This is a genomic window from Mesorhizobium sp. P2_D5, from assembly GCF_056404355.1.
Genome location: NZ_JBFUEE010000004.1, coordinates 585,760 through 608,004 on the forward strand (window position 1 = coordinate 585,760; position 22,245 = coordinate 608,004).

The 22,245-nt window shown below is 59.4% G+C and carries 25 protein-coding genes and 1 tRNA gene; 11 read left to right on the forward strand and 15 right to left on the reverse strand.

Annotated features, from left to right (window positions below):
• The first annotated feature begins 61 nt into the window (after nt 1-61).
• A complete protein-coding gene (locus AC1DYW_RS20565; protein ID WP_477227436.1) occupies nt 62-1,570 on the forward strand; it encodes a TadE/TadG family type IV pilus assembly protein in 1,509 nt (502 codons plus the stop codon).
• A 460-nt stretch (nt 1,571-2,030) separates the two neighbouring features.
• Nucleotides 2,031-2,243: a Flp family type IVb pilin gene (locus AC1DYW_RS20570; RefSeq protein ID WP_457154884.1), complete on the forward strand. Its 213-nt coding sequence runs from the start codon at nt 2,031-2,033 to the stop codon at nt 2,241-2,243.
• A gap of 464 nt (nt 2,244-2,707) precedes the next feature.
• Here AC1DYW_RS20570 and AC1DYW_RS20575 read toward each other — a convergent pair whose 3' ends face one another.
• Nucleotides 2,708-2,899 carry a hypothetical protein gene (locus AC1DYW_RS20575; RefSeq protein WP_477227437.1) on the reverse strand — a complete coding sequence of 64 codons (192 nt, stop codon included), beginning with the start codon at nt 2,897-2,899 and terminating at the stop codon, nt 2,708-2,710.
• 50 nt (nt 2,900-2,949) lie between these two features.
• On the opposite strand from AC1DYW_RS20575, the gene AC1DYW_RS20580 reads away from it, so the two are divergent.
• From AC1DYW_RS20580 to AC1DYW_RS20590, 3 genes are all read left to right on the forward strand, one after another.
• Nucleotides 2,950-3,150: a hypothetical protein gene (locus tag AC1DYW_RS20580; RefSeq protein WP_457154886.1), complete on the forward strand. Its 201-nt coding sequence runs from the start codon at nt 2,950-2,952 to the stop codon at nt 3,148-3,150.
• 282 nt (nt 3,151-3,432) lie between these two features.
• The gene (locus AC1DYW_RS20585) at nt 3,433-4,995 is read left to right on the forward strand and encodes a class I adenylate-forming enzyme family protein (protein WP_477227438.1); all 1,563 of its coding nucleotides are present in this window, start codon (nt 3,433-3,435) and stop codon (nt 4,993-4,995) included.
• Between the two features lie 95 nt (nt 4,996-5,090).
• A complete protein-coding gene (locus AC1DYW_RS20590) occupies nt 5,091-5,351 on the forward strand; it encodes a hypothetical protein (RefSeq protein WP_457155873.1) in 261 nt (86 codons plus the stop codon).
• Nucleotides 5,352-5,699: 348 nt separating this feature from the next.
• On the opposite strand, the gene AC1DYW_RS20595 is transcribed toward AC1DYW_RS20590, so the two are convergent.
• Together AC1DYW_RS20595 and AC1DYW_RS20600 are read right to left on the reverse strand one after the other, a co-directional pair.
• A complete protein-coding gene (locus AC1DYW_RS20595) occupies nt 5,700-6,128 on the reverse strand; it encodes a hypothetical protein (RefSeq protein ID WP_477227439.1) in 429 nt (142 codons plus the stop codon).
• 32 nt (nt 6,129-6,160) lie between these two features.
• Complete coding sequence (locus tag AC1DYW_RS20600) at nt 6,161-6,373, reverse strand: hypothetical protein (protein WP_477227440.1); 213 nt, start codon at nt 6,371-6,373, stop codon at nt 6,161-6,163.
• A 596-nt stretch (nt 6,374-6,969) separates the two neighbouring features.
• On the opposite strand from AC1DYW_RS20600, the gene AC1DYW_RS20605 reads away from it, so the two are divergent.
• Nucleotides 6,970-7,194 carry a hypothetical protein gene (locus AC1DYW_RS20605; protein WP_457154833.1) on the forward strand — a complete coding sequence of 75 codons (225 nt, stop codon included), beginning with the start codon at nt 6,970-6,972 and terminating at the stop codon, nt 7,192-7,194.
• Nucleotides 7,195-7,453: 259 nt separating this feature from the next.
• Here AC1DYW_RS20605 and AC1DYW_RS20610 read toward each other — a convergent pair whose 3' ends face one another.
• Together AC1DYW_RS20610 and AC1DYW_RS20615 are read right to left on the reverse strand one after the other, a co-directional pair.
• Entirely contained in the window at nt 7,454-7,903 is a 450-nt protein-coding gene (locus tag AC1DYW_RS20610) for a hypothetical protein (protein WP_477227441.1), read from the reverse strand.
• Between the two features lie 1,871 nt (nt 7,904-9,774).
• Nucleotides 9,775-9,999, reverse strand: a complete 225-nt coding sequence (locus tag AC1DYW_RS20615; RefSeq protein WP_457155838.1) for a hypothetical protein — start codon at nt 9,997-9,999, stop codon at nt 9,775-9,777.
• A 263-nt stretch (nt 10,000-10,262) separates the two neighbouring features.
• Between AC1DYW_RS20615 and AC1DYW_RS20620 the strand changes: the two genes are divergently transcribed.
• The gene (locus AC1DYW_RS20620; protein WP_477227442.1) at nt 10,263-10,436 is read left to right on the forward strand and encodes a hypothetical protein; all 174 of its coding nucleotides are present in this window, start codon (nt 10,263-10,265) and stop codon (nt 10,434-10,436) included.
• A 27-nt stretch (nt 10,437-10,463) separates the two neighbouring features.
• Here AC1DYW_RS20620 and AC1DYW_RS20625 read toward each other — a convergent pair whose 3' ends face one another.
• Entirely contained in the window at nt 10,464-10,586 is a 123-nt protein-coding gene (locus tag AC1DYW_RS20625; RefSeq protein ID WP_477227443.1) for a hypothetical protein, read from the reverse strand.
• Nucleotides 10,587-10,987: 401 nt separating this feature from the next.
• Between AC1DYW_RS20625 and AC1DYW_RS20630 the strand changes: the two genes are divergently transcribed.
• The 3 genes from AC1DYW_RS20630 to AC1DYW_RS20640 all read left to right on the forward strand — a co-directional run bounded on the left by AC1DYW_RS20630 (nt 10,988) and on the right by AC1DYW_RS20640 (nt 11,759).
• Nucleotides 10,988-11,062 (forward strand) — tRNA-Gly (locus AC1DYW_RS20630).
• A 205-nt stretch (nt 11,063-11,267) separates the two neighbouring features.
• On the forward strand, nt 11,268-11,402 hold the full coding sequence (locus AC1DYW_RS20635; RefSeq protein WP_280952820.1) for a ribbon-helix-helix protein, CopG family: 135 nt from the start codon (nt 11,268-11,270) through the stop codon (nt 11,400-11,402).
• 63 nt (nt 11,403-11,465) lie between these two features.
• Nucleotides 11,466-11,759 carry a hypothetical protein gene (locus tag AC1DYW_RS20640; RefSeq protein WP_477227444.1) on the forward strand — a complete coding sequence of 98 codons (294 nt, stop codon included), beginning with the start codon at nt 11,466-11,468 and terminating at the stop codon, nt 11,757-11,759.
• Nucleotides 11,760-11,861: 102 nt separating this feature from the next.
• On the opposite strand, the gene AC1DYW_RS20645 is transcribed toward AC1DYW_RS20640, so the two are convergent.
• From AC1DYW_RS20645 to AC1DYW_RS20660, 4 genes are all read right to left on the reverse strand, one after another.
• The gene (locus tag AC1DYW_RS20645; RefSeq protein ID WP_457154372.1) at nt 11,862-12,884 is read right to left on the reverse strand and encodes a zinc-binding alcohol dehydrogenase family protein; all 1,023 of its coding nucleotides are present in this window, start codon (nt 12,882-12,884) and stop codon (nt 11,862-11,864) included.
• A 105-nt stretch (nt 12,885-12,989) separates the two neighbouring features.
• Nucleotides 12,990-13,904, reverse strand: coding sequence for a sugar ABC transporter substrate-binding protein (locus tag AC1DYW_RS20650; RefSeq protein WP_457154369.1), 915 nt, complete (start codon nt 13,902-13,904; stop codon nt 12,990-12,992).
• A 93-nt stretch (nt 13,905-13,997) separates the two neighbouring features.
• Nucleotides 13,998-14,783, reverse strand: coding sequence for an ATP-binding cassette domain-containing protein (locus tag AC1DYW_RS20655; RefSeq protein ID WP_477227445.1), 786 nt, complete (start codon nt 14,781-14,783; stop codon nt 13,998-14,000).
• Nucleotides 14,780-15,832 (reverse strand): ABC transporter permease, encoded by a 1,053-nt coding sequence (locus tag AC1DYW_RS20660; RefSeq protein ID WP_457154371.1) that lies wholly within the window; start codon nt 15,830-15,832, stop codon nt 14,780-14,782. Before AC1DYW_RS20660 ends, AC1DYW_RS20655 begins: the two co-directional genes overlap by 4 nt.
• A 165-nt stretch (nt 15,833-15,997) precedes the next feature.
• Between AC1DYW_RS20660 and AC1DYW_RS20665 the strand changes: the two genes are divergently transcribed.
• Nucleotides 15,998-16,939 carry a GntR family transcriptional regulator gene (locus tag AC1DYW_RS20665; RefSeq protein WP_477227548.1) on the forward strand — a complete coding sequence of 314 codons (942 nt, stop codon included), beginning with the start codon at nt 15,998-16,000 and terminating at the stop codon, nt 16,937-16,939.
• Here the strand turns inward: AC1DYW_RS20665 and AC1DYW_RS20670 are convergent.
• From AC1DYW_RS20670 to AC1DYW_RS20690, 5 genes are all read right to left on the reverse strand, one after another.
• On the reverse strand, nt 16,936-17,991 hold the full coding sequence (locus AC1DYW_RS20670) for an ABC transporter ATP-binding protein (protein ID WP_457153695.1): 1,056 nt from the start codon (nt 17,989-17,991) through the stop codon (nt 16,936-16,938). The two genes, AC1DYW_RS20665 and AC1DYW_RS20670, sit on opposite strands and share 4 nt — an antisense overlap.
• A gap of 26 nt (nt 17,992-18,017) precedes the next feature.
• On the reverse strand, nt 18,018-18,758 hold the full coding sequence (locus tag AC1DYW_RS20675) for an RraA family protein (protein WP_457153699.1): 741 nt from the start codon (nt 18,756-18,758) through the stop codon (nt 18,018-18,020).
• A 122-nt stretch (nt 18,759-18,880) separates the two neighbouring features.
• Nucleotides 18,881-19,756, reverse strand: coding sequence for a carbohydrate ABC transporter permease (locus AC1DYW_RS20680; RefSeq protein ID WP_477227446.1), 876 nt, complete (start codon nt 19,754-19,756; stop codon nt 18,881-18,883).
• Nucleotides 19,756-20,679: a carbohydrate ABC transporter permease gene (locus AC1DYW_RS20685; protein ID WP_477227447.1), complete on the reverse strand. Its 924-nt coding sequence runs from the start codon at nt 20,677-20,679 to the stop codon at nt 19,756-19,758. The genes AC1DYW_RS20680 and AC1DYW_RS20685 overlap by 1 nt, the downstream gene beginning before the upstream one ends.
• A 2-nt stretch (nt 20,680-20,681) precedes the next feature.
• On the reverse strand, nt 20,682-21,962 hold the full coding sequence (locus AC1DYW_RS20690) for an ABC transporter substrate-binding protein (protein WP_457153698.1): 1,281 nt from the start codon (nt 21,960-21,962) through the stop codon (nt 20,682-20,684).
• Nucleotides 21,963-22,245 lie beyond the last annotated feature (283 nt).

Here is a 22,245-nt window from a genome sequence, read left to right on the forward strand (position 1 = left end):
AAAAATGAGGTCTATTGTCTTCCCACGGGGAAATATTTGCGGCAGGGTTGGGGGCGCTGCGATGTTTCATTTTTTGCGCGAATTCTGGAATGATCAACGCGGTATCGCGATGATCTTCGTCGCCATTATGTTTCCGGTTCTGATCGGTTTTTCCGTATTGGCGATCGATGTGGCTCGTGTCAACGGGCTCCAAAACGATCTGCAGAAGGGCATCGACGCGATGGCCATTGCCATTGCGGCGGAACTTGACGGCCGGGCGGATTCGATCACCAGAGGCAATCTGGCGGCCGCAACTCTCGTCACCAACAACACCAAGTTTTCTACGGCAGACAATCACACGCTCACTCTTGCAGACGTGAAAATCACTTACCTGACCGGAATACCTGCCAGCGATGACATCCCGTTGACCGCCGATGGCGTCGACGGCAACGGCGTCAACTGGGCAAGCACTGACCCTAAGGCGGTACAATTCGCCGAAGTGACGGTGAATGCCTCTGGTCTGGCGGATGGTGCCGGTGCCTTCGAGACGATCTTCCCTGCAAGCTTCATCGGCAGCGCCGACAAGATCGATATTCAGCCCCAGGCCGTGGCCGGGTTCGTCCAGTCTATCTGCGAAACCGTGCCAATTTTCATGTGCAACCCGTTCGAAACGACGACGCCCGCGACCAGCAAAACCATCCAGCAAGCCTTCGCCGCCGGCCTCACCTATAGCCGCGAATACCGCATCCTCAAGGTTGACTCGAACCCTGGTCCCGGCAACTTCGGACTAATCGACAACAATTTGACCTCGCTGCGAGATGCCCTCGCAATGGGCACCGCAGGCACTTGCTATCAACGCGATAAGCTCACCACGAAAACCGGCGTCACTTTGGGTCAGGTCAACGCTGGGCTCAACGTCCGCTTCGACATCTACAGTTCCTCGCTGAAGAAGAATGACAAGGACTGGCGATATCGGCCGGCGACCAATGTGCGCAAGGGAGTTGACAAGACCGCCAACTGCAACAAATACAAGGCAAACACAGACGGGACGGCAATGGCGCTACCGCCAGGCAATAGCTTCGATTCCGCCACAGGGATGACGAATTCGACCTGGGATCGCAGCAATTATTGGCTGATCAATCACGGTACGGCATACCCCAACGTCCCGAGCACCACCAACCCGACCGGCGCCGCTGTACCGGCTTCCAGATATGACGTCTATAAATACGAGATCGCGAACGGGCTTGTCGGGGACAAGTCCAAGGCGCCGACAAAGGAGACCGGCGTTCCAGCCTGCTTCAAAGGAGCGACGCCAACCCTGGATCCCGATCGCCGGTTGCTCAACATGGCGATCGTCAACTGCATCGCCAACCAGGCCAAGATCAATGGCCATACCCAGCTCAAGCCTGATGGCTATACCAGCGTCTTCATAAACAGCCCCATCCAGAAGCAGGATAACAGCAAGGACGATGAAGATTCTTCGGCCGGCGAGAAGCCAATCAGCCTAGAGATTGTCGACGTCGATGGAGGGTTTGCCAATAACACCCTTGTAGACAAAGCATTCCGAAACGAGGCGCAGCTCTACAGATAGGCGGGACGGGCTCCATCCGCGCCTTCGCCCTAGACTTTGCCGCAAAGCTCGCTGGTGGCCTCGCCATCGGTATCGGCATTGCTATAGGGCACCCACTGGCCGGCTGAGTGTCGGGTCTACCGCTTCGTTCCTTCCTTAAAGCCCAGCTCTAACCTGGCGCCTTGCTGTGGCTTACCAGGCAGCGCTTTTGAACGTCGTCAAAAACACAGTCGTCGCAAGTTGTGCAAATAACGGGATATATCTTCCACCAAAGGGCTATTTCTATAGTTAAGTCGCCAAAATTCCACGCAAAATCATCTGGTTAGCTCGATCATCCAAGCGCTTTCGGAGGTCATTCCAGTTAATGATGCGTTAAAATCCCTTTGACTCCAGCACTTCTTCAGCGGTAGCTAAATAACCCTCGACGGAGCTTTGAGCTTAGGTCGGCTCCGGGGTTGAAAGTCAACAAGGGGGAAGGAACATGCGTAAGTTCATTCAGCAGTTCCGCGATGAAGAGTCCGGCGCCGCGATGGTTGAATATTCCATTCTCGTCGGTATCATCTCTGCAGTGTCGCTGCTCGCGATCCTTGCCATCGGCGGGTGGGTTGGTGATCAGTTCACCGGTCTCTGCGCTAACCTCAACACCAAGGGCGTCACTGCTGGTGGCGGTGCTGGCGGCGATTGCACGCCGTAGTGACTACGCGCGCCGCCGTCCGATTGAACCCGAGCGGCGCACTCCAACTTGGGTCGGTGCGAGCGAATCGCCAGATAGCCAGATAGGTTGGCCTTGGCGTTCGATGAGAACGCTGTTCATTAGCAGTGTCTAAAGGTTTTCGATGTAAAATAGGGGTATGGACAATCTGCTAGACGACCTTGAGCATATTCTGACCGCCCCGCGAAGAAGTCTGCAGGACCGTTTTTGGGGACTGTTTCTTCTGGCGGCTGTGGCCGGTGCAATCGCTACCACCACCATGGTCGAGGTACGATTGTGGCTCCAGCCAAAAGCGGAATCTATCGTCATCGAGGACGCCACCACTTCACAGCCGAACTTACCGAAGCCTGCGGATTATCGGACATGGCGTAGGGCGTAGCAGTTCTCAAGTCAGCCGTAACCTTCAGCCTATGCTTTTTTGCCGCGGCGTGACGGCCGTGTCTATCTCAGACCAACGATTCGATCTTCGCGAGGCCATAACTGACGTTGCCGCCGCCTGACGAATAGCTGGAGACGTTCACTATCGCTGCTTCGCTGACGCCGCTCTTGTAGTAGCCATTCAAAGGGGCACCGGGGCTGCTGTCGATCTCAACGGCAGACGTTGCGCTGGTGGTTTTTCTATGACTTCCGACGGCCACTCGGTTCCCCCAGGTCCCTCAAGCGAGAGGTTGCCACGTTTCTTCAGGAAGTGATCGACGCCGATTCTCTTGTTGTCGAAGCCGAACGGCAATGCGGCAACCTGACCGTACGGGTTCGACATACCGAGATGGAACGAGCGCGGTTCGCAGGTTTTGAGCGCGGTCTTGCAATTGCCGGTCTTTTAATTGCTAGCATCGGCGTCGCGGCAACTGTGGTTCAGGCGTGGGCCGCCGTTGCTTCTTTGCCCTAGTCCGACCCGGTTGAGCGTTTCCCCTCTACATCGCCGCCATAACCGCCTCGATGCTCGCTGGCGCCGTCTGGCGCTACCGGCAGCGCGATATGATCGGCATGGCCGCCTGCCTGCTGATGGCCACCCGGGGGGCCACATCCGTTTTCCGGTTAGGTCGAGTGAACCAGACCTTCAATATTAAATGAGCGACTGCTAATAATATGGCTACAACTTAGGCCGTGCACGATCCAAATTCAGCAAGTCAGGACCATCGACGGCCGTCAATCCAGCGGCGGGAACGAAGTGCCTCAGTCACGAGCCAAGCACGACGAGCCAATCTGGGTACCACGTCTGCTCGACGTTGGGCTAAGACGCAAGCCAGATGATCTGGCACTTGTTAGCCCCGAGGGCAGCTTGAGTTGGCAAGAACTCGAACGCGCCAGCAAACGCTATTCCGCTGGCTTGCTGGCCTATGGGCTGAAGCCGGGCGACAGAATTGCGTCGCTCATGCCCAATAGCGCTGCGCTGATGATTCACTACCTCGGCTGCTTCAAATCGGGGATCGTGGCAGTACCCTTGAACTACCGATACACGCATCCCGAGATTGATCATGGACTCAAGACGAGCGGCGCTCGGGCGCTATTGGCCCATGTTGACCGTCAGGAAGACATCGCTTCCAGTATCGCGCGGGACTTGCCACTTGGGGTCATCAACTACGGCTCCGAGCACGATCGCCATTCAAACTTCGCGACGCTCTTGGAGAGCCCGATCGCGCCCGAAAATTTGCCTATGCCTGCGCCTACTGATCCTGCGGTTATCTTTTTCACTTCGGGCAGTACCGGCCCGGCAAAGGGCGTAGCCCATAGTTTCGAAAGTCTGGGCAGTATGATTGCCAGCTTCGCACAGGGCTGCCAAACTGCGGCAGACGACATCGTTCTGCTGAGCGGATCCATGTCGCACATCGGAGCGCTCCTGGACGCTCTCATGGGACTCGCAGCCGGCGCTCGTGTCGTCGTCCCGCCAAGCTTCGATGGACCCAGGCTCCTGTTGATGCTGCGCGAGCATCGCCCAACCATACTCATCGCTTTGCCCTCGGTCCTCTTCGGGTTGGTTCGGGCGAAGAATGCCAGGCGCGAAGACTTTTCGTCATTCAGACTGCTCTGTGCCGGCGGCGATAAGGTGCCGCTCGAGCTGGCGCTCGAAGTTACTGCGCTCAGCGGCTTGTCCGTCAATGAGCTGTACGGCATGTCTGAAATTGGAGTTGCCACGATCAACCCTCCTGACGGGCTCAACAAAGCGGGTTCGATCGGGCGTCAGATTGTCGGCTACCAGATATCCATCCGCGACGATAACGGCAATGAACTGCCTCCCGGCGCTCAGGGGCGCCTTTGGATCAATTCACCTTGCAACATGGTCGGCTATTGGGGTGATGCAGATGCAACGCGTGCCACCATCAGGGATGGCTGGCTGGACACCGGCGATGTGATGAAGATAGACGAGGACGGATACCTTTGGTTCTGCGGGCGGCGAAAACAGATCATCGTACACGATGGCTCGAACATCAGCCCGCAGGACGTCGAGGAAGCCCTTATGCGGCATCCCGCTGTGGCAATCGCCGGAGTTGTCGGGGTCCCTGACACCGTCCATGGCGAAAATGTCCACGCGTTCGTAACTTTCAAGCCAGGCGCCGTGCAGCCAGCCCCGCAGGAGCTTATCCATTTCGCTCGTGCCAGCGTTGGCTATAAGGCACCCGAGAGCGTTTTTTTGCTGGATGAGATGCCCCTCAGCGCCACGGATAAGGTTGATCGGGTGGTGTTGAAGAAGTTGGCGGAGCGCCTTCTGAAATCGGAAGCATCAACAGGGTAGGCATCAGAGGGGAGCTCGCTACTCCCTTCGGGGAGCCTGCTTGCGTTTGGGCTCGACTGGCGCGATGTTGGCCTTGGGGAAAGTGGAGGGGCAAAATGATCTCAAAATCTCGCGAGTACACAACGCCAGAAATATTAATTGCTAACACAGCTCTTATCCGATCGCTTTTTCTTATCTTAACGCACCGTGGTGTCTTGAACGATCAACTACTCGATGTGGTGTTCGCGATGACAAAGGAAGATATGAATCTCGGCGTGGGCGTGGATTCGCAGTTCACCAAGGGAGCTTGCGCCTTCGTGGACATGATGCGGGACAACATGAAGCCGAGCGCGCCCAGCCTGAAGACCAAGATGTAGGCGTGGTTCCGATCTACATCGCCGCGATCACCGCCTCGATACTCGCTGGCGCCGCCCTAGTGAAAATCCGCTCAGCGCTTCTGTAGCCACTCCGAAAGCCCCACCACAGGTCGCTCCCGTGGCGGGCTTTTCAATCCGGGACTAATTCGGGCGGAGCCCACTCTCTAGTATCCACGGGGATAATAACCCCAAGCACTCCTGCGGTAGCATCGAACGCGCCAACGACCATGTCGCCAATAGCTACGGCAGACCCTTCTCCAACCTCGGCGGGGGTAGCGGTAGTGGACCCGATCCACTTCTGCCGGGGTACCGTCGTTGTCGAAGGTCTCGGCCTCTGGCGCCTCGAGTTCATCGAGAATGCCGCTTCTGGCGCCTGGAACGCCGGCCACTGCGTCGATAGGCCGAACTGCGCTTGCAAATGCCGCTGCCCCTGCAATGCCAAACATTGCCGTCAACAAGGATCGCCGATCCATACAAATCTCCCGCTCTCGCCCGCAGGAAGAGCAGGCATTTCCATGCAACGCATCTAGTCAGGCGTAGTTCCCGATCACGCATTGCGGATCTTCGCGCTTCATAATCTATCGTTTGCACGGCTAATTTTGTCGCGGTCAGCGGCGTGATCTCCTCGATCCGTGCCTTGTCGCCGATCTCCTTCGCCATGGCCAAGGCCTTGTCTTTGTCCTTGGTGGTTAGCACCGTGCGCCAGTGCAGCTTCTCGAACACGCTGACCACATAGGTTGTTACAGGCTTATCAGGCACCGCTAAAATGTAGCGCACGCACTGTGTACGAAAGCAAGCCGGATCGCGCCTTAGTTGTGGTTGTCCAACAAGATGGCAAGCTTTCTGGCTGCGGCGCTTTCGACAATCAGTTCCTCCAGCCACATATCGCCGACGCGCGATTTGTTGACGCCACGCCTGATTACACGGAGCGCTTCAGATATCGAAACTGCGGTGGTCTTCGCGTGATCATCAAGATACCGGCCGACTGCAATCACGGCATCTGCATCGACGTCGATGGGCAAATCTCGCATGGCACCCTCCCGCTGGGCCGCTGGTGCCTCGCGAAGGAATGGCCGGCGCAGGGGATGCTTGGGGAAGCGAAGCCGCACCGGCCATCGCGATAGCGGGAAAGGCCCCCGCGATGATAAATCTATATTGTTTCAGAAGTCTCGCAATTAAGACTGAAGTCCCTCGTTTACTGGCCCTAAAGACCCACCGTTGCGACCATGGCTTCTCGGCCGTAGGATAGTCGCGCGTGGGGGATCGAAATGTCTGTCATCTGGGTAGTTGGAACAGCCATCGTCGTTTTGGCGTTCGTCGCGGTCGTGGCCGTGGATTACATGAGCAACCGACCGAAAACACACTGAAGCCCATCGGCCACTCTCAACAAGACCACTGCGGCTGCCTCGGAGACGCTGGGAAAGATGGATGCTACCCGCGTCACCAAGGAAGCAAATTGGGCGGGCCTAACGCAACCAAGAAGTGAAGACGCCCGGCTACGCTAGGCAGCCGCGGCCTGACTTCCTACCCTCCCTGCCCCACCCGCCCGGTGCCAATTGCGGTGCCGGGTCATTCCTGCAACTATCGGCAGGTCCGTGCGACATGGGAGGGGTTGAGGGTGGCGAGCGACGAAACGTCCGCGCATATTGAGCGCCTCAAAAAGAGACGTTGGCAGGCTCTTGGCATTCTTCTGGTGGGTCTTCCCTTGGCTATCTTGCTTGTAAAGTTCTGCAAGGCAGAAGGCTGGAATAGACACATCTACATGCCCATCGCAGGAGGCATCGGAATCCTGGTGGGGCAAGTCTCCACCGTGATGGTGCAGCGATTAAGGGCCAAGAAATAAGCCTTCCGACAAAAGAGCCCGCCACTTGGGGAGCGGGCCATCGTTTCGCTCGCGAAATGATCAGGCGGCGGTATCTGCCTCTTCCTGTCGGTATAAGCGTTTAGCCTCCGCCATCACCTTTTGATGGCAAGCCGCAGCATTACCGGCCAATTGCTCTGCCATGTTGCGGGCGATCCACAGCAGACCCAGAACTTTTTCCCGCGCAGGTCAGGCCCCGCACTGTGCCTGGCCTCCCGCTGCTGCCGGATGCCGGGCCGCTTTAATACGCAGCGCCGATCTCGATATGCGGCGCAAAGAAACAGTGTGTGTCGCCCTTCCTGAAACGTCCCTGATCCAGGTTGAGAAATTCCGAGTGATAGATGCAGCGGTGATACTGCCGATCATGGCTATGTTGCACGCGGCGAAGCGGGATGAACTCGCCAGTGGGGAGATAGATATAGCCGCCCGGCATTTCTCTGACTTGAGATTCCGGGATCGGTGCGCACTCTGAGCCTGCGCAGCAGTCGAAGCCAGTGACGGGGTCCTTCTTCCCCGTATACCATTCGTGAGCCATGGCCTCAGTCGAAACGACGGCCAAGACCGGCACGAGAATCTTGACTGACCTGCGCATATGTCCCCGCGCGATCCAGCTTTGGCAGTCCGCGCCATCCAGACGCAAAAGAAATGGCCGGCGGGGTGCTTGGGGTTGTAAGCGAGCCGCACCGGCCATTGCGGGATTAGGTTTTCGGGTTGTCCCCGCACTGCCTAAGCTATAGGCATATTAGCGATAGCTCAACTGAGACTGAAGTCCCAACCTCGTGCTACCCTGCCATAGGAGACCGCGCCGGTCCGGTCCCAAACCATTGAATGAACGGCGCATCCTTGCCGGTGATGTCCTCGACCGTCTTCAATAGCGCTTCGTGGTGCGCTGGAGCGCCCGGCAATGGTCGCTGCCAGGCGATAGAAGCGGCTGGACGATGCTCCCGTGCTGCCGTTCCGCCTCCACCGGAAAGCGCTCGATTTCAGCCTCTGCAAGCTGCTTTGTGAAGTTTGGTCCTGGCCCGCCACCGTAAGACAGCGGGCTCGATCGTTTGAACCCATTCCGCAGTCTCAGCATTGAGGCTATATTGCGTGGCGGAGGCGAAGGGCGATGGATACGGTAACGTCTGCCATTATGGTGCTGTTGTCGTGCAGCCCCGATTTGATGCTATGCCGAGCGCCGGCCGCAAAGCCCATGATCTTTTCGACCACATCCCAATGCGAAGAAGCGTTGGCTGAGCACATATCGAGAGTTCCGCACGCTGGTCAAAAAACGGTTGGGCGTTGCCAGGTGATCAGAGATGAGAATGATATCGCGAGATGGGGCGTCTCGCCGAATGGCGAGCTATTCTACGCCAGCGCAGCGGACGTAATCCGGACAGTGGTCTCGACCGCAACCCCTGCCCCTGCAAAGAGCCGACCTGCTACAGTGCGCGTCACGCGTGGTAACGGTTCCGGCTCGGTGACAACGTCGTCGTACACCGTACTTAGCACCGGCTCAGAGTGAACCAGGGAAAAGCCCGCCACGTAAGGCGGAGCTCTCCGACACACAAGAAGTCACTGTGAGACATGGTCGACCAAGCGGGAACGGCGTATAATTCGCCAGCCGGCGAGCCCCAACCCCGCGCCGGTTAGGCCCGGTGGTCAAACCCCAGCCCCCCGCCCTTGGCCGCTGGGCCGCTAGTCGCCTCGCGAAGGAATGGCCGGTGCAGACGACGAGGGGTTGTAAGCGAGCACCGGCCATCGCGAGAAAGCCCCCGCTGGTGATAAGTCTATATTACATTAGCAATCACGCAATTGAGACTGAAGTCCTTGGCTTGCCGGCCCTAAAGACCCAAATCGTAATGAGCTAAGCGAGAGTTTCCAGTCGCGGTTGCTCAGAGCCTGCGGCAAGTGGCGGGCGTTCTTAGAGGATTAGGCTGCTATCAGGACGGCGATACGATGCACCATCATCAAGGGCTTAGGAAGGTGCTCGGGATTGATGAGGAAAGCGACACCGACGGGGGCGCTTACGCCAAGGCTTCCGCGATCACACCATAGGCGTATGCATCTCGATTATATTAGCTTGTGCTTGTAGTACCTTTTCCGCCTGGGCCGGCGTCCTCCATCCCAACATCCTGCCCAACGGTGCGCCGGCGGAAAGTGAGGAAGCATGAGCAGCTTGGGCGTATGGGTCGTACTCGCTACGGCGACCATCGCGATCGTTTACCTGTTGTCGTATGTTTCGATCAGAATGTAGGGCAGCAGCGGCCATCATCCTAAAGGTTGTATTCCGACAACTCTAGCGAGAGCGCTATGCTCACTTCTCGGCGTCGCTTCCCTCAAAGCGCCGCCGGTGAAGGCTCGGCGCCCTTTTTGGTTTGTTCAGTGTAAAAAACAGGGCGCCGGGCTGGCCGCACCGGCCAGCGGCTACGCTTAGGACTTGCCGAATTCACGCGACTGTAGCGCTGGAGGCAAAAAGAAATGGCCGGTGCGAGGGTGCTTAGGTTGTGAGCGCACCGGCCATTGCGGCATAGGCCTTTTTTGTACCCTGTCCCCGTCGATGGCACCTAAGGGCGCACCTCACAGACCGCCAGATCCACCCCCAGCCCAGGTGACTATCTGGGAAAGACCGGCGATGTCGCCATAGATCATCGAACCTTTGACGAGAAAACATTTGTCACCCAGGACTTCGAAGAGGTGGTTTGACGCGGTGCAAACCGGCAGCTCCACCTTGCGGCCCTTGGCATCGGCATGGCCGATGCTGATCGCGAGGATAGCGATAGCAATCAGAGTCGTATTGCTCATATTTAGCCCCCCTAGAGCTAGCAGGCCCCTTGGGCAGCAAAACCGGATTGCCGCCCTTTGCCTTGCCATCAAGTGGAGCAGCGGGGTAAGTCGCGCCATCCCTCGATTGGATGACGCGGGCTCATCTATATTAGCTAGCGCTGATTGACGTCGCTGACCGCGAGGTTGGACATAGGCCGACGCGAGCCTCGCCATCGTCCACGCTGGCGCATATTAGCAACAGGCTGTATTATGCCTGCTGGAACTCTTTGAGGGAGGTTCCGATGCGAATGGTGCTCGTCGTCATCGCCTTGGCTGTCGCCTTCGTCATTTGGGATAGGCTGGCGAATGACGGCCGGTACACGGCTGCCGTTGAACGCAGTTTCCGGGAGGCAACCGCCGATCTACCAAGCGGTTATGGCACCGGGATCACATTTGACGACCTCGCGAAGCGCTGAACGGTGCGAGGATGCCCCCCGTAAGTTTCACTCGCCGGCCAAAGCATCGCTGCCTTTCGGTGCGTCGGGGCCTGATGCAACGAGCACCTCCACATAGCCGGCGTAGATCATGTCACTTTCACGTTGGCGATCGAAAGGTTCGCCGCGCAACGTGACCTTTCCATTCCTTAGATCGTCTTCTTGCCACACCTATGATGCTAAAATGAGGTTGTTCCTTGCTCTGGGGGTGGTTTCGGCCTTGGCTGGCTGCGCGCCCCAGGCTGATGACTCCAAAACCTATACGCTGTACCGAAGCTCCGCTGCCGCCGAAATGCGTATCCATGTGGCCACGTTCGATGCGACCGAGGCGGAGGCGTACAACAGAGAGAATTGTCAACTTGCGGCCAGTCTGTTTCGGGCGCAACCCGGTGTCGTTGTTCGATATTGGTGCGAGAAAGGGCGATACAGAGGGTAGCTCGGCCTCCCACCTCGACCTACTTCCAATGCATGTGCCGGCTATCCCAATCGCTAATTTGATCGAATGAGCCCGTTCTACTAGCGTGCCAAAATTGGCGCTCGTAGCTCAATCTAGGACAGAGCGGGACCTTCCCGGGCAGATGCAGGTTCGAGCCCTGCCGAGTGCACCACCACCCGCCGCTGATGGGGCAGCGGGCCGAGTGCCTTGCGAACAATGGTGTTCGACATCGGATCTTCGCCAATTCGATTTAGTGTCAGGCTCTAGTGCTTCCGTAAGAGCAAGAATTCTGATATCACGGTTTTATGGCAAAGCAGGAAACCGTGGCATCAAAGAAACGGCGGGGACCGGCCCCGACTGGAAAGGGCGTGCCAATCATGGTCCGCCTTCAACCGGACATGCTCGCGGGCGTCGATCAATTTGCTGCCGAGCATGATGTTTCGCGACCTGAGGCCGTCCGACTGATCATTCGTGACTGGTCGATCAGATACCAAGTACTGAAGGCCGAGTGAAACCCTGGACGACTTCCCGCGTGCCCTCGCAGCAGCCGGGGTCAAGTCAGATGGTGCGGGACGGTGCGCACGCAGATGGCCGCCGAATACTCGCGCTACGTGGCAGGGACCGGTGGCGACGAGCTTGCCGCCACCAAAGGCAATCTCGGTCACCAGATCACGCTGCGCGACCTCAGCGATAGCGTTACGGAGATATGCGCTCTGAGCTGGTGGACCGATATGGAAGCGGTAAAGGCCTATGCGGGCGAGCAACCCGAGCGGGCCCACTACTATCCCAAGGACGATCAGTACCTGATCAACAAGCCGGAATTCGTTGAGCATCACGTCGTCGTCTATGGCGACCTCCTGAGCCCCTAGGACCCTTACCAGGGTGTCCTGCCCAGTCAGGCTGGTCCTCTCTCCTCGCAGATATCTCACACGCTCGGGAGAGACTTTTTCTCACGACGGCGTTTGGCAAAATCAGCCAGATCCCGCCACATCGATGACAGCCTTGATCAGACCGGACTTCTGCTGTGCCCAGATCGCAATATCGCGTGGGCTGTCACGCAGGGTCGTACGATGCGTGACGAGTTCGTCGATTGGTATTTTTCCAGCGCGGATCGATGCCATGACGTGCAGAAAGTCGGCGCGCGTCGCGTTGCGACTGCCGATCAGCATCATTTCCCGCTTGTGGAACTCTGGGTCGGAGAAGGTTATGTCGTCCTGCACGACGCTGACCATCACCATGACGCCGCCATGGGCAACATAGGCGAAGGCAGACCGCATCGAACGGCTGTTTCCCGTTGCGTCGAAGACCACATCGAAACCTGTCCTGGCGGTTCGCTCTGCTATCGTCTCGACAATCGAACCCTTCGACCCGTCGATCACCAGAAAACCTTGCCTTACGGCAAAAGCCAGCCGCTCGGCATCGACATCCATGACGGTCACGCACTGCCGCGCTATGCGGGCAAAAAGCGCGGTACCGAGGCCGATTGGCCCTGCGCCGATAACCAAGGTGCGGCTGCCCGGCCCGGCCATGGACCTGCGAACCGCGTGCGCACCGATGGCCAGGAACTCGACCGTAGCCGCCTCGACCAATGACAGACCGGTCGCTGGAATGAGGTTCTGCGCCGGTACGAGAATCTGCTCGCTCATGGCACCGTCACGGTGCACGCCGAGCACCTCGATCGCGAGGCAGCAGTTCGGCTTGCCCTGGCGGCAGGCGGGACAATTGCCGCAGGCAAGATAGGGGTTGACGACGACATGTTGCCCGACCGCCATGTCCACGGGCCCGTTGATTGCCCCAATTGTTCCCGAAACCTCATGACCCATGACGCGTGGGTAGGCGAGGTACGGATGCTTGCCCTGGAAGATGTGGTAATCGGTTCCGCAGATGCCGACGTGGGCGACGTTGACCAGCACCCAGCCTTCCGGCGGAGCGCCTGGCGCTGCCTGTTCCTCGAACGCCAGCCTGCCGGGCTCGGCGCATCGGACGATCTTGATGGTGGCGTCCATAAGTGTAATTCCACCCCTTCGCTAACGGCATAATTCCTGGAGTGCGGAAACAGGAAGTGGTCCGGCGGTGCAATCCACCGGACCACTGGTGGATCACTCGAAGTCCTTGACGTTCTGCAGCGTCACGAGACCGGCGCCGGTGTCCACATTGGCCTCGACGGCTTCCCCGCGGATCGCCTTGACGACCGTGTCTATGCCAAGCTCACCCATTTTTGCTGGAAATTGCGCAACGCTGGCATCTTCCGCGCCCGACTTGATCGCTTCGATCTCACCGCAGCAGGCGTCGAAGCCGACCAGGATGATCTTGTCGTTGGCGATGCCCGCATTGCTGATCGATTTGACGGCGCCCGGGATTGGCGGGCCGCAGGCCGAGTAGATCGCCTTGAGATCGGGATTGGCGGTCAGGATGTCTTCGGTCACCGACGTGCCAAGTTCGAGCGTGCAATTGGTTGCACCCTTGCCGACGACATCGATCTTGACGTCGCCGAGGCCCTCCATCATGCCGGTCACCCGGTCGTCGAGTGCTGGCACTCCGGGAACACCTTGCAGGATGCCGACCTTGTCGCCGCTCTTGAGCACGGTCTTGAGGTACTCTCCGGCGATCTTGCCGCCGTTGAGATTGTTGGTCGAGACCAGCGCTGTCTGGCCTTTCCAGTCCGGGATGCTGTTGTCGACGAGAACCACCTTGATGCCGGCGGCGACCGCCTTGTCGAGCGCCGGCGCAACGGTCGGATCGACCGGAGTGATCGCCAGACCCTTGACGCCTTGCGTGATCATGGACTCGATCAGGGCGATCTGCCCTTCGATGTCGGTCGCCGCCTGGCCCTGGCCGGTGACCAGCTCGATCTCGGGATGGGCGGCGGCGTATTTCTTGGCTGCATCCTCCATGGTCGAGTAGAACGGCACCGGGAATTTCGTAATCAGGCCGATCTTGATCTTGTCGGCGGCCGAAGCCGGCATCGCAAACGCAACGGCGATCGCCAGCCCGGTGAACAGTTTTCGGTTCATTGGCATTCCATTCCTCCCTTGGATTGAGGCGTCTTCCGGCGGAAGTCGCTTCAGGCATTTGCGGACCGGAACAGTCCCCAAATTTCGAGCGAGTCAGGCCCCAACGATCATGGAGACCAGCTCCTGCTTGTTGTCCTTGGTCGGCACCAGTTCGCCGACCTTGCGGCCCTGGCGAAGCACCACGGCGCGGTCGGCAAGCTCAGTGACGTGTTCCATGTTGTGGGTGATCAGGATGACGGCGTTGCCCTGGTCACGCAGCGTCGCGACCAGGTTCAACACTTGCCGCGATTCACGCAGGCCAAGTGCGGCGGTCGGTTCGTCCAGGATCACAACCTTGCGGGCAAACACGGTCGACCGGGCCACGGCGATGGCTTGCCTTTGACCGCCCGACATCATGGCGACGACGGCGTCCAGCCTTGGCAACGTGACCTTCAGATTGGCGAGCAGAATGCGCGTTTCGGCATCCATCCTGCGCTGTTGGAGAAATCGCATGCCGCGAGGAAGCCATCGCGGCCCGGCCAACTCGCGGCCGGCAAAGAAGTTCTGTCCCGGCGTCAGATTGTCGAAAAGCGCCAGATCCTGATAGACGGTCTCGATGCCGGCGAAGCGCGCGTCCGCAGGGGAGCGTATCTGCGTTGGCGCACCGTCCAGAAGGATCGCGCCGGCATCGAGTTGGTGCACCCCGCTGATGCATTTGGTCAACGTCGACTTGCCAGCGCCGTTGTCGCCGAGAAGCCCGAGGATCTCGCCGCGTCGGACCTCGATGCTGACATCGTCCAGCGCCACGACTGAGCCGAAACGCTTGGTAGCGCCGCGCACCGCCAGGACGGGATGATCCGCGGAGGCTGAAGGATCGACGCTGGCCGCAACGGCGCTCATGACTGCCTCCCGGCCTGCATGACCCGCACGCGGCCTTCGAGATAGTTGCGCAGCACGTCGGCCTCGACCGCGATGACGATGACCACGCCGATGACGATGAGCTGGAAGAAGACGTTGACGTTGAGCAGGTTGAGCGCGTTGCGGATGACGCCGATCATGATGGCGCCAATCAAGGCATGGCCAAGATGTCCGCGGCCGCCGAGAAAACTGGCACCGCCTATGATCACCGCCGCGATCGTATCCAGTTCCAGCAGATTGCCGAACAAGGGCGAACCGGCATCGGTGCGGCCGGCAAGGATGACCGCACCGATGCCGGCGCACAGACCCGAGATCACATAGACCGAAACCAGGACCCAGGACACCGGAATGCCCATGCGCACGGCAGCGTCGGGCCGGCCGCCGACGGCATAAATCCAGCGCCCCCAGACCATCGTTTTGGCCATGACGAAAAGCACCGCGGCAACGCCCGCAACCACAAAAACCGATCCAGGCAGGCCCCAGACCGCCTCGCGGCCAAGCGCATCGATGGCATCCGGCATTCCAGGGATGGCGCGCCCTTCGGCCAGCTGGAGCGCCAGCCCCTTGGCGATGCTTAATGTCGCCAGCGTGATGATGAAAGGATGCGGCAACCGGCCGAAGACGTAGAAGAGCCCGTTGATGGTGCCGACCGCCGCCCCGCAGCCAACCATCACCGCGATCACGACGAAGGCGGGAGCGCCGGCATGAAAGCTGAGCGCGCCGACGACGGAAGCCAGTGCCAGGTTCGAGCCGACGGAGAGGTCGATCCCTCGTGTCAGAATGACCAGATGCTGGCCCATCGCCACCACCGAGATGACGGCGGTCTGGGCGAGGATGTTGCTAAGGTTGCGTCCAGTCAGGAAATAGGGGGACAGAAAACTGAGAACGACGATCAGCAACACCAGGATGACGACCGGACCGGCGCTCAGCAGGGCCAGGCCAAGCGCGAGGCCGGGGACGGCTTCTTGCTTCTTGGGTGCTGGCAATGCCGCGTCGCCGACAGTGGTGCCGGTGTTTCGCGTTTCAGGCAAAGTTCCCTCCCCGCCGCGGCCTGTGCAAGCCGCGCCGTCAAAAACTCATGCTGTATTTTAGTTCCCTCTTATCGATAAAAAACAACCTGCATGACTTGGTCAAGTTGTTTTTTATGGATAAAGTTCATGGTAGAAAGGACAAGGTCTTGCTCAGAGGAAGATCCGATGCGAACCGACACTGTCTACAAGAAGGCTTTCAATCGCGTCGCCAGTATGCTGCGCGACGGACAACTGACCGGAGAGCTCCCTTCCGAAAATGAGCTTCGACGGAAAATGGGAGTCAGCCGCACGACTGTCCGAAAGGTCTTGGGAGAACTTGCCCACCGCGACCTCATCGCCGAGCGCAGCGGTGTCAGGACGGCAGGCCGTGCGGTCGAGGATAGCGATTACTATCCCGACGCCGAAACCACCTCGCGGGCCAAGCATGTGGAACAGCAGTTCATGGAATGGATGCTGCGGGGTGACACCAGACCTGGTACCAGCATCAACGAACTGGAGCTTGCGCGTCAGTTCGGCGTGGCGACCAACGGAATTCGTGAGTTCCTGATACGCTTCAGCCGGTTTGGACTGCTCGAGAAGAGGCCGAATACGGGCTGGCTTTTCAAGGGCTTTACGGAAGATTTCGCACTTGAGCTGTTCGAGATCCGGGTGATGTTCGAGCTACGCTCGGCGCATCTGTTTTCACGACAGCCCGACACGTCTCCGCTGTGGGAGAAGCTGGGCGTGCTCAAAAGCTCGCATACCGAACTGCTGAAGCAGATTGAAAGCCGCTTTCACGACTTCTCCAGTCTCGACAACCGGTTCCACCGGCTCATAAACGAGGCTTCGCCGAACCGCTTCATCGACGATTTCTACGATATCATCAGCTTCATTTTCCACTACCACTATCAGTGGAACAAGCATGACGAAAAACAGCGTAACCAGGCGGCGATCCTGGAGCATCTCGCCTATATCGATGCGCTCGAAAGCCGCGATTCCGAGCGGATTGAGCGGGTCTGCCGAGCCCATCTGGCTTCGGCAAGGGAAACATTGATGCGTTCGCTGATTGTATTCGATGGGATGGACACCAACGCCTGGCAAGACGTTCCGATCGCACAAGCGCTCTAGTTTATCCTGGTGCCGCTCTGGGCGTCGAACAGGTGCACCTTATGCACCATTATCTCCAACTTCACCTCTTGATCAGGTTTGAACAGTGGCTGTTCCCGGATTTCGGCAATAAGATCGACGCCATTCGCATTTAAGGTAAGTTCCTGGGCCTCGCCGGTCGGTTCCACCACCTGAACCGTTGCCTTTGCGTGGGTGCCGCCGACCGTGATGTGCTGTGGGCGAATCCCGTATACCACCCCTTCCCTGTCACTGATCCGAGCGCCATCGGCCAAGGGCAAGCGCAGGCCCTGCTCGGCGGCGAATGCGCCATTGTCAATTCGGCCCTTGATCAGGTTCATTTCCGGTGAGCCGATAAAGCTCGCAACGAAAAGGTTGGCAGGGTTCTCGTAGAGCTCGGAAGGGGTACCGATCTGCTCAACCTGGCCTCGGTTCAGCACCACTATCCGGTCGGCAAGCGTCATCGCCTCGGTCTGGTCGTGCGTGACGTAGATGCTGGTGCGCCCGAGCCGTTGGTGCAGCTTCTTGATCTCGGCACGCATCTTGACGCGCAACTTTGCATCGAGATTGCTGAGCGGCTCGTCAAACAGGAAGGCTGCCGGGTCGCGCACGATCGCGCGGCCCATGGCGACACGCTGGCGCTGGCCGCCAGACAGCTGGCGCGGCATACGACGCAGCAGATCCTGCAAGCCGAGGATTTCGGCGGCTGCCTTCACCCTCGAGACGATCTCTTCCCTTGGGACCTTGGCCAGTCGAAGGGCGAAGCTCATATTGTCGGCCACGCTCATATGCGGATAGAGCGCGTAGCTCTGGAAGACCATCGCGATGTCGCGCGACTTGGCGGGCATCTCGTCGACGACGCGCCCGCCTATGCGGATCTCGCCCGTCGTCTGTTCTTCCAGGCCGGCGATCATCCGCAGCAGAGTTGACTTGCCGCAGCCCGAGGGACCGACAAGGACCACGAACTCGCCGCTGGCGATTTCAATGTTCACGTCGCGAAGAACTTCCACGGCGCCGAAGCTCTTGCCGAGCTGCTCTATCTGGATTGCGGACATCTATTTTCCTCCCGTGCAGGCCCTGCTCATTTTCGCTGAGCGTGCCGCCATGCGCGGTATTCGGTCTCGCCCTCCGGGCTCAACGGGTAGTATTTCCGCAAATCCCCTCCTTCGGCCAAGCGCGCGCGGGTAAATTCTTCCCACTCGATATGCTCGCCGGCAAGCGCGACCAGCTTGGGCGCAAGTGCGATCGGCACGACGACCACGCCGTCGTCGTCAGCCACTATGATGTCGCCGGGTATGACGAGCACATTCGAGCAGGCGATGGGGACGTTGACGGCGAAGGGGACAATGTTGGTCTGGGCGTGGAAATTCGGCGTCGCCCCCCTCACCCAGATACCGATATCCAGGGCCGCGGCCTGGGCAGAATCGCGGATGCAGCCGTCGACGACCACCCCGGCCCCGCCGCGACCTGCGAAATAGGTGAGCATCATCTCGCCGAAGATGCCGCTGCCCAGATCGCCGCGCGCATCGACGACAACCATGTCGCCCGGCTGCGTGGGGTAGAGAACGTGACGGTGGAGCTGTCGCTCCGGGTCCTCATACTCTGTTTCGTTATAGAGATCTTCGCGCTTCGGCATGCATTGGAGCGTGAGAGCCGGGCCTGCCGCCGTGCGGCCGGGCCTCAACGGCCGCGGGCCCCGGATGTGCGGATCACGAATTCCCATCTTATGATAGAGCTCACTGGCCAGTGTCGCCGAACCGATCGCTGCAAGCGCATCGACCAATTGCCTCGGTGGCCGGGAAATGTCTGATATCGCCGGTATTTGGTCCGCTTCCACTCGTCGTCCTCCCTTAGCGCAGCACCACTTTTATCCACCGCGCCGGTCTCACTCGCCTAACCAACTGTCATCGAAAGCATCGAGCGCATTGCTCCCTTGCCCGCCGCTCAGCCACGGACCGCACCGGTGGTCAGGCCTTTGACCAACAGCCCTTGGGCAAACCAGACAAACACCAAAGTCGGGATGACCATGAGAACGCCGGCAGCTGACATGGCGCCCCAGTTGATGCCGAACTGCGAAACGAAATTGGTGAGCCCGACCGGCAGGGTCTGCGCGGACTTGCTCGACGTCAGGGTCAGTGCGAGCAGTAAATCGTTCCAGGTGAAAAGGAAGGTGATCACCGCACTGGCCCCGATGCCAGGCGCGATCAGCGGCGTGACAATCTGGACCAGCGTGCGCATCGTGCCGGCGCCGTCTGACTGGGCAGCTTCCTCGATCTCTCTCGGGACATCCTGGATGAAGCCCAGCAGAAGCCAGATGGCGACAGGCAGTTTGGCAGCCGTATGGGCGAGGATCAGCGCCCAGACCGAATCCAGGAGGCCGATTGCCGCGAACACGGCGAAGAGCGGGATGGCGAGCGCGATGACCGGGATCATCCGCATGATCAAGAGCAGGCCGAAGATCAGCATGACGCCCGGCATCCTGAAGCGCGACAGGGCATAGGCGCAGGGGATGGCCAGCAAATGGACCAAAATGACGGTCACGAACGATACGATGACCGTGTTCCAGACATAATCCATGGTGTCATATTCGCGGAAAACCGACACGTATTGCGTCAACGTCGCGGTCACGGGAATGATGTGGACCGGCACGGAGAAGATGTCGGCCGAGCTGCGGATCGACGTCAGGAACAGCCACACCAACGGAAAAATGGTAAAGGCGATGGTCAGGATGAGAGCGAGGTAGCGTCCGGCAACGCCGGCTGTGAACCGGCGGCGGCGGCGTGTTGGCTTGCGATGCGTGCTCACGGCCGCAGTGTCCATCAGATGGCCCTCCGCTTTGCGATCAGCCACGGCACTCCGTAGAGCAGGCCGAGCACGACCAGGGACATCCCCAGAGCAATGTAGGAAACCGCCGCCGCGTGCCCGAAATCCACGGCCTGGAATGCCAGCAGGTAGGCGTAGACGGTAAGCAGGTTGGAAGCGCCCCCCGGCCCGCCCTGCGTCATCAGCCAGACGACGTCGAAGGTTCGGAACGTGTCTATGATACGCAGCATCAACGCGATCATGATGACCGGACGCATCAACGGCAGAACAATGTGCCAGAAGCGCTGCCACGGCCCGGCGCCGTCCACCGTCGCGGCTTCGAGCGGCTCCTGGGGCAAGGATTGCAGGCCGGCCAGGAACAGCAGCACCATCAGCGGCGTGTTCTGCCAGACATCAGCGATAATGACCGAGACCAGGGCCCAGGTCGGGTCACTGAGCCAGGGAATGCTGGGCAGGTTGAACATGCGCAGCAATGCATCAACAAGACCGTATTGCGTATTGAAAAGCCACCGAAAATTGAGACCGACGACGGCGGGAGCGATCATCGGTGGCACCAACAGCAATGTGCGGGCGAGCCGCATGCCCCGCAATTCTCCGTTGACCAGCACCGCGATCGCCATTCCAGCCACCACCTCGACCGTAATCGAGACGACGCTGAAGATGATCTGGTTTCGAAGGGCCTGGTTGAACTGCCGGCCAAACAGCTCGTCCGTGTAGTTTCCTGTCCCGATGAACGGCGCGGAGCCGCTCAGATCCCACCGGAAGAAACTCATGAGAAACGAGTACCCCAGGGGATAGACGAAGATGGCGAGCATAACGACGAAAGCCGGGCCGGCCAGAAGGTACCCCTTCTGCCAGGTGTAGGGCAGCGGCGAACGCCGCCGACGCCCCGACACCCGGCCCTGCGGGATGGGCGACATCCTCAGTCGTAGGCTCCGGCCCGACGCATAGCGTCTTCCGCTTCCACGGCCGCCTGATTGAGCGAATCGCTTGGCGAAACCTGGTCGGTGAGCGCCTGTTCGATGGCCGAGAACATCAAGGTGCAGACTTTTGAGAAGCCAGGCAGCTTGGGCCATTCCTTGCCGTTCGCGATCGTCGTCTCTAGCTGCTGCAGCCATGCGGCCTGCGGGCCTTTCGCCGCCGCGATCACCTCCTTGGCGATCGCCTGACTGCTGGGGAAGTTGGTGAACTCGTCGAACTGCAGGCGCTGCGCCTCAGGGCCGACCGTATACTTGATGAACTCGACCGCGGGATCCTTGCGCCCCGACTGGCCGTTGAGGGCCATGGCGTGCGAGATGGCGCAGGAAATTGCCGCTTTGTCCCGTACATAGGGCGCGCTCGACCACTTGCCGACAACGCGGGAGGTGTCCGGATTGGAGAGAGTGGCGAAAGCGCCCGGCCAGTCAAAATTGGCGTAGACCGTTCCAGACGAGAATTCAGTCGAATTTTCGTTCCACTGATAGCCGACGGCATCCGGGGGGACGATTTTGTGTTTCTGGACGAGGTCACGGTAGAATGTGAGGGCCTTGATCCCGGCTTCGGAATTGAAGGCAGGTTTGTTGGCCTGATCGACCCAATCCCCGCCGGCCTGCCACAGCAGATCGCTGAAGGTACGCTGGGCCGGATCGCCCTGCCCCGGGACAACCAACCCGTAATGGCCATTGCCGGTGAGTTTCAGGCCGACGTCGACGAGTTCTTCCCAGGTCTCGGCCGGCTTCAGGCCTTTCTCCTGGTAGATGTCGCTGCGGTAATATTGAACGCGCGCATCCATGTTGCGCGGAATAGCCGCCAGATTGCCGTTTTTGGGATCGCGCAGATATTTGACCGCGACGGGATAGAAATCCGCCAATTCGGACTCGCTGAAATAGCTGTTCAGCGGCGCAAAATGGCTGAAGTAGGAGTCAATCTGCGCCGTGTGGGTGCTGTAGACGTCATATTGGCTCGATCGCGCGGCGCTCAACGTGACGACCTTCGATGTCAGCGGCGTGAATTCCAGCAGATCATAGCGGACCTTGACGCCGGTCTTCGCCGTGAAATCCTGGACAATCTTCTCCCAATATTTGGGATAGAGCGGGCCGCCCGTGATCAGCAGCGCCGTAATCTCGTTGGCCTGCGCCCTGGCGATCCATGGCGCGGCGAGCGATCCTGCCGCCACCGTGGCGCCAGCCACCAGGAATTTGCGTCTCGATAAGTTTCCGGACATCACAATTTCCTCCTTGATCATGATTGGTCGGCCCTTTGGGTCGAGCGACGACGTTCAGCATTCCCGTCAAAGTCCGCGGCGGCTTGCTCCTCCCGCCAGGAGACTGTCTGGATCACTCCCGTGCAGACACCACCTTTGCCCTGCAGTGGGCCTATGGCCCTCGCCGGCTTCTGGCGGAGATTCTGTCATTCTCTTGTCGGTCTTCCGGTGTTCCGTTTGTTCCGGCGCGCTTTGCTACGCGCATACATTTCTCCTCACGGAAACCAGGCGACCCTTGCGAGCC